Origin of the sequence: Bacillus cereus, from assembly GCF_002564555.1 — a bacterium.
Taxonomy (GTDB): domain Bacteria; phylum Bacillota; class Bacilli; order Bacillales; family Bacillaceae_G; genus Bacillus_A; species Bacillus_A cereus_K.
Genome location: NZ_NUVD01000081.1, coordinates 130,268 through 141,335, shown reverse-complemented (window position 1 = coordinate 141,335; position 11,068 = coordinate 130,268). Strand labels below are relative to the sequence as shown.

Genomic DNA, 11,068 nt, shown 5'->3' with positions numbered 1-11,068 from the left:
AACACGATGAAGCACTAACTCGTGTAAATTTGATTGAATTGTATAGATTTAGTTAAGTTTATCGTATCGGATAGACGTATGAAACAACAACTAAAAATCGCAGAACTTCTGAAACGAATTGAAACTTCAAAACAGCAAGATATCGAATTAGGTTCTTATGAAATCTATTTGTTTAGTGAAAATGAATTAGAAAAAGGACAAATCGGTTATCGATATGATAAACATAAAAATTCATTAATAAGTGAAGAGAACGGAAAGTGGCAAGAAGAATGGATTGTGATCGGATATGAAACAGATATGGGCGATCCTATTTTCGTGAATGTCGGTGATAAAGCTTACCCAGTTTATACAGCAGAGCGTGGTACAGAGACATGGCAGCCTGTTTATATCGGAAATATGGATGAGATTATAAACCAATTATAAGTAAAACTTTGAATCCGGTGCAAAGTGATGGGAGAGAAGCATGAAGTATATAAAAATAATGGGCATGATTGCATTTATTGGCGTATATATGGGAGGTTGCTCACAGGAGCAGCCGAAAAAAGAAGCATCATCTTCTGTAAGAGAAACGAGCAAAGAGAAAAAGGAAGACGCACCGATAGAAAAACAGCAAGAAGAACAAGAAAAGAAAGAAGAACCACAAGCAATTCAAACGAATGAGCAAGTAGAACCTAAGCAGGAGGAAGTGCCGGCAGAGGAAAAGAAAGAGGAAGCTATGCCAGTGCAGCCACCAGAGCAACCAGCACAAAATAATGAACAAAAATAGAGAGTAGGGAGAAGCAAGAAAAGTTTCTCGTTGTCATTGATCCAGGGCATCAACAAAAAGCAAATTTAAATTTAGAGCCGATTGGTCCAGGAGCAACTACTCAAAAATATAAAGTGACAGATGGGACAACAGGTGTTGTAACGAAAAAAAGAGAAGCTGTCCTTGTATTAGAAATGGCTTTTATATTAAAAGAAAAGCTTGAAGCAAAAGGTATGCAAGTATTAATGACGAGAACGTCACAAGATGTTGATATAAGCAATAAAGAACGTGCGACATTCGCAAATGATCATAAGGCGAATTTGTTTTTACGTCTTCATGCAGATGGTTCGGAAAATCCAAACCAAAGTGGATTTGCTGTATTGACGCCGGCAGAAGGAAGTCCGTATACGAAAGAGATTTATGCGGAAAGTCTTCAAATCTCTCAAACGATAGTAAATAAAATGAGAGAGAATCAGCAAGTGAAAGTAAATGGAATTAAATATCGAGATGATCTTTCGGGGTTTAATTGGGCAAAAGTTCCTGGCGTTCTATTAGAATTTGGATTTATGTCAAATCCTGAAGAAGATAAAAAATTATCTGACCCGCAGTATGTGAATTCTTTATTACAAAGCGTAACGGATAGTGTAGATGAATATCGGAAGAGTAAAGCTTAAACGCAGTCTTACATGAGAGGCTGCGTTTTTCCATATGAAAACACTCGTAAATTAGAATATTATGGATAAATATGACATGCTTAATTTTACCTGCACTTTTTGCCGAATGCTGATACAATAAAGGATGTTACTATTTAGTAGAAAGAGTGGTAAGCATGTTAGATTGGATGAAAAAGCTGTTTAACAAAGAGGAAGAACAAACAGCGATGAATAAAGAAGTACCGGAAAAAGTTGAAAGTCAGCCGAAAATTCCTCGTGTAAACCACTACACTGAAGCAAGAGAAGCACAAATGGCAAGTCGAAATGCAGGTAAATGCCGTTTTCCATTAGTACCGGATAATGGGTTCGATGAAGAGGATGTTATAGAAACAGGGCATTTTGAAGAACAACCTGTTCAAGCTGTAACATATGAAAATCCGCCTATTCAAAGAGGAATGAAAGTGGAACGAAGTAGACGACCGTATGTGGAGAAGGTAGTTGCTACATATGAAGAGCCGGAAGTGCAATATGAACCAGAGCGAGAGCCTATCGTAAAAAAGGCATCTGTACCAGCGCAAGAAAGTAGCCGTAGACCATTTCGTCCAACAGAAATGATTTCGCCGATTTATGGATATAATCGTCCTTCAGTAGAGAAAAAGGTAGAAAAGCAGGAGGAAGAAAAGGAAAGAGAAGATCTTGAAATATCTGTAGAGGGTAAATCAGTCGTTGATGCATGGTTAGAGAAAAAAGGATATACATTATCTGATTTCTCAGAAGGGCAAACAACGCCTTCTTCTAGTCGTGAGGCAGTTAATCAACAAGGGCAACAGAGTAAAAAGGAAGAGAAGTCAGTTGTTGATCAATGGCTAGAGAAAAACGGTTATGAAATTGAACGCCAAGAGCCTTTAGTAGAAGAAAAAGAAGTGGTTCAAGAAATAAATACGCCGCAGGAAGTTTCAGCGGATGAATTACTTCATACAACGGTAGCTGAGCGTATGGAAGATGCAAAGCAAGAAAACGATGTAGTGGTGCTAAATGAAAACATTTTACAAGAAGAGTCAGTAGATTCTAAAGTAGAGCATGAGGATACAATACCATCAGAAGAAATTAAACGTAATACAGAAATAGAACAACCTACTATGGAAGTAGAAAAACAAGCTCCAGAAGAATCAGTGATTGTCAAAACAGAAGAAAAGCTTGAAGAAACGATCATTGTGGAAATACCAGAAGAGTTTGAAGAAGTTACAGAGCTAGAAGAAGTAGTTGCGGAAATAGAAGATTCGGTGGAAGCAGAAGAAATTGCGGAAACAGAATCGTCAGTGGAAGCGGAAGAAATTGCGGAAACGGAAGAGCAAGTGGAAGCGGAAGAGATTGCGGAAACAGAATCGCCAGTGGAAGCAGAAGAAATTGCGGAAACGGAATCGTCAGTGGAAGCAGAAGGAATTGCGGAAACGGAAGAGTCTGTGGAAGAAGAAATTACAGAAACAGAAGCAATTGTAGCACTTGAGGAAACTCAGCGAGAACTAGTGTTAGAGGAAGTAACTGAACAAAAGAGCGAATTTATATATGTTGCTAAAGCTGATGAACAAACGCAGAAGGATGTTCAAAGCTTTGCAAATATTTTAATTGCAGAGGCAGAAGAACAGCCAGTCGTAGAAGAAATGCCAGTTGCACAAGAACAGCTAGTTGTAGAAGAAACGCCAGTCGTAGAAGAACAATCAGTTGTAGAAGAAACACTAGTTGTGGAAGAAACACCAGTTGTAGAAGAACAGCTAGTTGCAGAAGAAACATCAGTCATAGAAGAAACGCCGGTTGCAGAAGAAACACCAGTTGTAGAAGAAATGCCAGTTGCACAAGAACAGCTAGTTGTAGAAGAAACGCCAGTCGTAGAAGAACAACCAGTTGTACAAAAGGAAGAGCCAAAACGTGAGAAAAAGCGTCATGTACCATTTAATGTTGTTATGTTGAAGCAAGACAGAACGCGATTAATGGAAAGACATGCGGCTAGAACGAATGCAATGCAACCTTCTATGGGTGAACGCGTAGAGAATAAGCCAGTACACCAAGTGGAAGAACAACCAGTGAAGCAAGTGGTAGTAGAATCCCGAGTGGAAGAGCAACCAGTGAAGCAAGTGGTGGTAGAATCTCGAGTGGAAGAGCAACCAATGAAGCAAGTGGTGGTAGAATCCCGGGTGGAAGAGCAACCGATGCAACAAGTGGTAGTAGAATCCCGAGTAGAAGAACAACCAGTGAAGCAAGTGGTAGTAGAACCCCGAGTGGAAGAGCGACCGATGCAACAAGTGGTAGTAAAGCCAGTCGTAGAAGAACAACCAGTGCAACAAGTGGTTACAGAGCAAGTACAGAAGCCAATTTCAAGTACGGAAGTACAAGAGAAAGCATATGTTGTAAACCAAAGAGAGAACGACATGCGAAACGTATTACACACACCACCAACATATACTGTGCCGCCATTAGCATTGTTGGCAATTCCGCAACAAGCAGCGTTAGATAATACGGAATGGTTAGAAGAGCAGGAAGAATTATTAAATACGACATTTAATAATTTCCATGTTGGAGCACATGTTATTAATGTGTCACAAGGGCCAGCGGTAACTCGTTTTGAAGTACAGCCAGACCCAGGTGTAAAAGTAAATAAAATTACCAACTTAAGCGATGATATTAAGCTGAGTTTAGCTGCGAAAGATATTCGTATTGAAGCGCCGATTCCAGGAAAGAGTGCGATTGGAATTGAAGTTCCAAATAAAGAAAGTAAGCCAGTATTTCTTCGTGAAATTTTGAGAAGTCCTGTGTTTACAAAGAGTGAATCACCGCTTACTGTTGCGCTTGGACTTGATATTTCTGGTGATCCAATTGTAACGGATATTCGAAAAATGCCACACGGACTCATTGCCGGCGCAACTGGTTCGGGGAAAAGTGTGTGCATTAACGCAATTTTAACGAGTATTTTATATAAAGCGAAGCCACATGAAGTGAAGTTGATACTAATTGATCCAAAGATGGTTGAGCTTGCACCATATAATTCTGTTCCACATCTTGTAGCACCTGTTATTACTGATGTAAAAGCAGCGACAGCTGCGTTAAAGTGGGCAGTTGAAGAGATGGAACGCCGTTATGAACTATTTGCGCATGCAGGTGCTCGTGATTTAACTCGTTACAATACGATTGTAAGCGAGCGAGAAATTCCGGGAGAGACATTACCTTATATCGTTATCGTTATTGACGAGTTAGCCGACTTAATGATGGTTGCTCCTGGTGATGTTGAGGAAGCGATTTGTCGTATCGCTCAAAAAGCACGTGCTTGTGGTATTCATTTATTAGTTGCGACGCAACGTCCATCTGTAGATGTTATTACAGGTTTAATTAAATCAAACATTCCAACGCGTATTGCGTTTACTGTATCATCTCAAGTTGATTCGCGTACGATTATCGATATTGGGGGCGCGGAGAAATTACTTGGCCGTGGTGATATGTTATTTTTAGGGAACGGCACATCTAAGCCGGTTCGTGTACAAGGTGTATATGTATCGGATGATGAGATTGAAAAAACAGTTGATCATGTGAAAAAGCAAATGAAGCCGAATTACTTATTTAAGCAAGAGGATTTATTAGCGAAAACAGAACAGAGTGAGTCGGAAGATGAAATATTTTTAGATGCATGTCAATTTGTTGTAGAACAAGGGGGAGCGTCCACATCTTCTGTACAGCGAAAATTCCGCATCGGTTATAATCGCGCGGCCCGCCTCATTGAAGAGATGGAATCGCAAGGGATTATTTCTGAAGCAAGAGGAACAAAGCCGAGAGATGTCCTTATTTCTGAGGATGAATTTGCTGCTATGCAGGAAACAAATGTATAGTAGCAGGTTTTGCTGTATACTAAGAGAAAATGTTGGATAGTAAAGTAGGGAGTAAAGCGACATGAAAGAAATTGAATTAAAATTAAAAGGTGAAATAAATCGACTAACAAATAAAACATTTAAATTTGATGAGCGTGTTGGAGAAGGTTGGTTCTCTGCCGTTTACTTTTTAAAAACTAGAGAAATCATTGAAGAATTTCGCCCGAAAAGTGTTGTAACGATGCAGTTTTTCCAAAAAGAGAATGCAGTACTTTGCGGAACAGATGAAGTAATCGCATTGCTACAAACATTTGCCAAAAATCCTGAGGAATTAGAAATTCATTCTTTAAAAGATGGCGATAATATTAGTCCGTTTGAAACAGTTTTAACAATTCATGGTCCTTATGAAAACTTCGGATTTTTGGAAGGTGTAATTGATGGGATTTTAGCCCGTCGTACATCGGTTGCAACAAACGTATACAACGTTGTCCAAGCTGCACGTAGTGTAGATAAAGAAAAACCAGTTATTTTCATGGGAGATCGCGATGATCATTATACACAACAAGCTGGTGACGGTTATGCAGCATATATCGGAGGTATGAGCGCACAAGCGACGCATGCGATGAATGAATGGTGGGGCAGAAGTGGTATGGGGACAATGCCTCACGCATTAATTCAAATGTTTAATGGTGATGTTGTGGAAGCGGCAAAAGCATATCATAAGAAATTCCCAGAAGATGAATTAGTTGTATTAATTGATTACAATAATGATGTCATTACAGATGCACTTCGCGTAGCACGTGAATTTGGATCAACATTAAAAGGTGTACGTGTAGATACGTCTCGTACAATGATTGATCAATATTTCATTCGCCATCCAGAAGTACTTGGAACATTTGATCCACGTGGTGTAAATCCATCGCTTGTATTTGCACTTCGTAAAGCGCTTGATGAAGAAGGATTCCAGCACGTAGACATCGTTGTAACTGGTGGATTTGATGAGAAGCGTATTCGTGAATTTGAAGCTCAAAACGTACCTGTTGATATATATGGGGTAGGAAGCAGCTTATTAAAAATGAATATCGGCTTTACTGGTGATAACGTAGAATTAAATGGAAAACCAGAAGCGAAAGCTGGTCGTAAATATCGTCCAAATCCACGTCTAGAACGTGTGCAATTAGAAACAAAAGAAGATATGTAAAAAACAGAAAAACTGATAGGTGATTGACCCTATCAGTTTTTCTGTTATCATAGTATAGCGGCTTCTTTTTTGCTATAATGGATTTGTTATGGACATATAAAGAAGTACGTACGAGTTTATCCTGATAAGTGAAGGGAAAGAATAACTTCACTACATCAAAAATGTATGATGATTACCAAAATAAGAAAAGATTCATATACTGTCTTATAGATAGGCCGTTGTATTAGTTCGAAATGTTGGAGGTTCTTTAAGATGACAGTTTACCATTTTGTAGGAATTAAAGGAACAGGAATGAGTTCATTAGCACAAATTCTTCATGACATGAAGAATACTGTTCAGGGGTCTGATTATGAAAAGCGTTTCTTTACACAAGTAGCGTTGGAAAAGCGTGATATCTCGATCCTTCCTTTTGATAAAAATAATGTTAAAGAAGGACAAGTGATTATTGCAGGAAATGCATTTCCTGATACGCATGAAGAAATTGTAGCAGCAAAAGAATTAAACATCCCAGTACATCGTTACCACCACTTCTTAGGTGATCTTATGAATCAGTACACAAGTGTTGCTGTAACTGGTGCACATGGAAAAACATCAACAACTGGTTTGTTAGCCCATGTAATGCAAGGTGCACATCCGACATCTTACCTTATTGGAGATGGAACTGGGCATGGGGTAGAAAATAGTAAGTATTTTGTATTTGAAGCTTGTGAGTACCGTCGTCATTTCTTGTCTTACAATCCAGACTATGCAATTATGACAAATATTGATTTTGACCATCCAGATTATTTTGCAGACATCAATGATGTATTCAGTGCATTCCAAGAGATGGCATTGCAAGTGAAAAAAGGCATTATTGCATGTGGAGATGATGAAGAACTTCAAAAAATTCAAGCGAAAGTACCTGTTATTTTCTATGGATTTGGAGAAGATAATGATTTCCAAGCACGTAACATCCAAAAAAGAACAGATGGTACGATATTCGATGTATTCGTTCGTAATACGTACTATGATACGTTCAAAATTACAGGATACGGCAATCACAGCGTATTAAATGCATTAGCAGTAATCGCGCTTTGCCATTATGAAAACGTTGATGTAGAAGCGGTTAAACATCAGCTAACAACTTTTGAAGGCGTAAAACGTCGCTTTAATGAAAAGCCAATGGGAGAGCAAGTTATCATCGATGACTATGCACACCATCCTACAGAAATTAATGCAACGATTGAAGCTGCTCGTCAAAAACATCCAGAGCGTGAAGTTGTCGCTGTATTCCAGCCTCACACATTCTCACGTACAGAAAAGTTCTTAGATGAGTTCGCAGAAAGCCTAAGCAAAGCTGACCAAGTATACTTATGTGATATTTTCGGATCAGCACGTGAAAACAAAGGTGAATTAACAATCGAAGATCTGCAAAAGCGTATTGACGGCGCAGAACTAATTACAGATACAACAACGGATGTATTAAAGAAACATAAAAACGGCGTTCTAATTTTCATGGGCGCAGGAGACATCCAAAAATTCGAAGCAGCTTACGTTAAAGAAGTTCAAGTTGCAGAGAAGTAATAGAAAAGACGCATAGCTGTGGCTGTGCGTCTTTTTTTTGTGCTGTTTTGGCATATATAATTGTCGAAACGTCGATATGTTGGGGGACATTCCCTACTCATAAATGTTAGAATAATAAGAAAACTAAAAGGGGCTAAAAAACATGTTCACACTTAGAGTAGATGACGAAATCGAACTACAATTATTAGAGAAGCATCATAAAGAGGAATTATATCAATTAATAGACCAAAACCGTAATCATTTAAGAAGATGGCTCCCTTGGGTAGATGGGACGAAATCTGCTGATGCTTATGATGAAATTTTTCCGATGTGGTTAAAGAAATTTGCAGAGGGAGACGGTTTTGAAAGTGGTATACGCTATAAAGGAAAGCTTGTTGGGATGGTAGGCATTCATCCGGTGAGCTGGGGAAAGAAAGCGACGAGTCTTGGGTATTATCTTGCAGAAGATGCTGGCGGGAAAGGTATTATGACGCGTAGCGTAAAGGCTGTACTTCACTATGCATTTGAAAATTTAAAGCTGAATAAAATTGAAATTCGGTGCGGTGTTGGAAATGAGAAAAGCCGCGCAATTCCAGAACGTTTAGGGTTTAAATTAGATGGTATTTTACGAGATGAAGAATGGATATATGATCATTTTCAGGATATTGCTGTGTATAGTTTAGTAGCTTCAGAATGGAAAGAGATTCAAGGTAAGTAAGAAATTTTATGACAGATTGTTTAAAAAGGTCATTTGCAAATGGCCTTTTTTATTAATTAAAATGGAAGTAGTGGTATAATTTGGTTAGGGGGTGTAGGTATGAACTTTCCAATTCAAAGAAGTAAATCAGCAGTAATTTTCGTTAGTCTTACGTTAGCTTTTATGTTTGTGTATCCAATGGTCATGCTTTTCACAAATAAAGAGCATGGGATGTCAGCGTTAATTGGGATGGGTTTATGCTTCATTGTAAATGTACCACTCGTTTGGGAAGTGTTTATTAAAAAACATAAAGTAGAAAATGGTGTATTAAAGTACGGTATTTTAAACGATGATATTGTATTAAAAGATATAAGAATTATTCGTCAAGTTGGGAAATCCCTTGAAATTACGACGAATGCATATAAAGTACATATAATTGCGATGCCGCAAAATATGGAGCAGTTTTTGTCACTTGTAGAAAAAGAAAATCCACATGTGAAAATAGAAATGGTAGGGAAGAAATAAAGAAACGCTCGGAGTGCCTTCCGAGCGTTTCTTTATATTATTTTAAGTTCTCTGGATTTAAAGCTTCTAGTTCAGGTACAACGAAACGTCCGTCTTTACGGATTAGTACGTCGTCGAAGTAAATTTCTCCGCCACCGTATTCAGGGCGTTGGATGCATACTAAATCCCAGTGGATGTTAGAGTTGTTGCCGTTCCATGCATCGTCGTAAGCTTGTCCAGGAGTGAAGTGGAAGCTACCATCGATTTTTTCATCGAATAGGATATCTCCCATTGGATGTAAGATGTATGGGTTTACGCCGATTGCGAACTCACCAACGTAGCGTGCGCCTTCGTCTGTATCGAAGATTTTGTTAATGCGCTCTGAATCGTTTGCAGTTGCTTCAATAATTTGGCCGTTCTCAAACTTAAGTTGTACATTTTCGAATGTATAACCGTTGTAAGGAGATGGTGTGTTGTAAGAAACTGTACCGTTAACAGAATCGCGAACTGGTGCAGAGTATACTTCACCGTCTGGAATGTTTAAATGGCCTGAGCATTTAATAGCTGGAATGTCTTTAATAGAGAATGTTAAGTCAGTTCCAGGACCAGTTAAGCGAACTTTATCTGTTTTATTCATTAATGTAACAAGGCTATCCATCGCTTTATCCATTTTACCGTAGTCTAAGTTACATACTTCGAAGTAGAAGTCTTCGAAAGCTTCTGTGCTCATTTTAGCAAGCTGTGCCATAGAAGCATTTGGGTAACGAAGAACAACCCAGCGTGTTTTCGGAACGCGGATGTCTCTATGAACTTTCTTACCAACTGTTTGACCGTGAATTTGCATTTTTTCACTTGGAACGTCAGCTTGTTCGTTAATATTATCGCCAGAGCGAAGGCCGATATAAGCGTCCATATCTTTCATTACGCTTGCTTCATATGCAGCGATTTGCTCGAAATGTTCTTCAGTAGCCCCCATTAATAAAGAGCGATCTACTTGATGATCTTTTAAAGAGACGAATGGGAAACCACCAGCTGCATATGCTTCTTTAACAAGTGCAGTTACAAGTTCTTTTTGTAAGCCAAAGTTTTCAATTAATACTTTTTCACCTTTTTGTAATCGGATAGAGTAGTTAATTAAATTGTATGCTAACTTTTCAATGCGTGGATCTTTCATATGTAAAGCCTCCCTACTAATTATGTATCCTCTCCTATTGTAACCTACTTAGTGGAATTTGTTGAATGATTTATGTTACAGTTAACGAATAAGTATGAAAATTCTAATGAAAAGATAGGGATTAGAATGAAACGAAAATGATTGTATAATAGGGGAAAGTATGAAAAAGATAAAGGAAGTGATGAAATGCAAGTTCTTTTATATGTAAGTGCGGCTATTATCGCGGTTGCTTTCGCTGTATTAGTAGTGTATGTATGCAGAACGTTGTTATCGGTTCAAAAGACGTTAGAAAACGTTGCAAGTACATTAGAAGGTTTAGAGAAGCAAATGCAAGGGATTAGCGTAGAGACAGAGCAATTATTACATAAAACAAATGCGTTAGCTGACGATATTCAACAGAAGTCGCAGTCATTAAATAAAGTAGTAGCAGGTGTAGATGGGATTGGGACGACAATCCATTCTTTAAATACGAAACTTCGCAATGTATCTGAGTCTGTTACGGATGAAATTGAAAATAACGCAGATAAAGTAGCACAAGTTGTACAGTGGAGCAGTGCGGCAATTGAAGTATACAATCATTACCGTGCGACGAGACAAGAGAAAAAGATTGAAAAAGAAGAGCGTAAACTTGAGAAAGCTGAGCAGAAGGCTGAAAAGAGAGAGAAGCGCTCTAGACTTCGCATGAGAGGTGAGTAATG

8 protein-coding genes and 1 pseudogene are annotated in these 11,068 nt (G+C 38.5%); 8 read left to right on the top strand and 1 reads right to left on the bottom strand.

Annotated elements, in window-relative coordinates; all coding sequences use genetic code 11:
• Positions 1 to 78: 78 nt before the first annotated feature.
• The 7 genes and pseudogenes from COI75_RS18110 to COI75_RS18080 all read left to right on the top strand — a co-directional run bounded on the left by COI75_RS18110 (position 79) and on the right by COI75_RS18080 (position 9,217).
• Positions 79 to 423 carry a hypothetical protein gene (locus COI75_RS18110; RefSeq protein WP_000813284.1) on the top strand — a complete coding sequence of 115 codons (345 nt, stop codon included), beginning with the start codon at positions 79 to 81 and terminating at the stop codon, positions 421 to 423.
• A gap of 40 nt (positions 424 to 463) precedes the next feature.
• Positions 464 to 1,419 (top strand): annotated as a pseudogene (locus tag COI75_RS18105) (N-acetylmuramoyl-L-alanine amidase).
• Positions 1,420 to 1,574: 155 nt separating this feature from the next.
• Positions 1,575 to 5,273 (top strand): DNA translocase FtsK, encoded by a 3,699-nt coding sequence (locus tag COI75_RS18100; protein WP_000888014.1) that lies wholly within the window; start codon positions 1,575 to 1,577, stop codon positions 5,271 to 5,273.
• A 61-nt stretch (positions 5,274 to 5,334) separates the two neighbouring features.
• Positions 5,335 to 6,453, top strand: coding sequence for a nicotinate phosphoribosyltransferase (locus tag COI75_RS18095; RefSeq protein ID WP_000658366.1), 1,119 nt, complete (start codon positions 5,335 to 5,337; stop codon positions 6,451 to 6,453).
• Positions 6,454 to 6,705: 252 nt separating this feature from the next.
• Positions 6,706 to 8,016, top strand: a complete 1,311-nt coding sequence (gene murC, locus COI75_RS18090; RefSeq protein ID WP_000219472.1) for a UDP-N-acetylmuramate--L-alanine ligase — start codon at positions 6,706 to 6,708, stop codon at positions 8,014 to 8,016.
• A 142-nt stretch (positions 8,017 to 8,158) separates the two neighbouring features.
• Positions 8,159 to 8,713: a GNAT family N-acetyltransferase gene (locus COI75_RS18085; RefSeq protein WP_000494660.1), complete on the top strand. Its 555-nt coding sequence runs from the start codon at positions 8,159 to 8,161 to the stop codon at positions 8,711 to 8,713.
• 99 nt (positions 8,714 to 8,812) lie between these two features.
• Positions 8,813 to 9,217 (top strand): PH domain-containing protein, encoded by a 405-nt coding sequence (locus COI75_RS18080; RefSeq protein ID WP_001010609.1) that lies wholly within the window; start codon positions 8,813 to 8,815, stop codon positions 9,215 to 9,217.
• Between the two features lie 37 nt (positions 9,218 to 9,254).
• On the opposite strand, the gene COI75_RS18075 is transcribed toward COI75_RS18080, so the two are convergent.
• Entirely contained in the window at positions 9,255 to 10,370 is a 1,116-nt protein-coding gene (locus COI75_RS18075; protein ID WP_000654723.1) for an aminopeptidase, read from the bottom strand.
• 186 nt (positions 10,371 to 10,556) lie between these two features.
• On the opposite strand from COI75_RS18075, the gene COI75_RS18070 reads away from it, so the two are divergent.
• Positions 10,557 to 11,066 (top strand): DUF948 domain-containing protein, encoded by a 510-nt coding sequence (locus COI75_RS18070; RefSeq protein ID WP_001197717.1) that lies wholly within the window; start codon positions 10,557 to 10,559, stop codon positions 11,064 to 11,066.
• Positions 11,067 to 11,068: the final 2 nt, after the last annotated feature.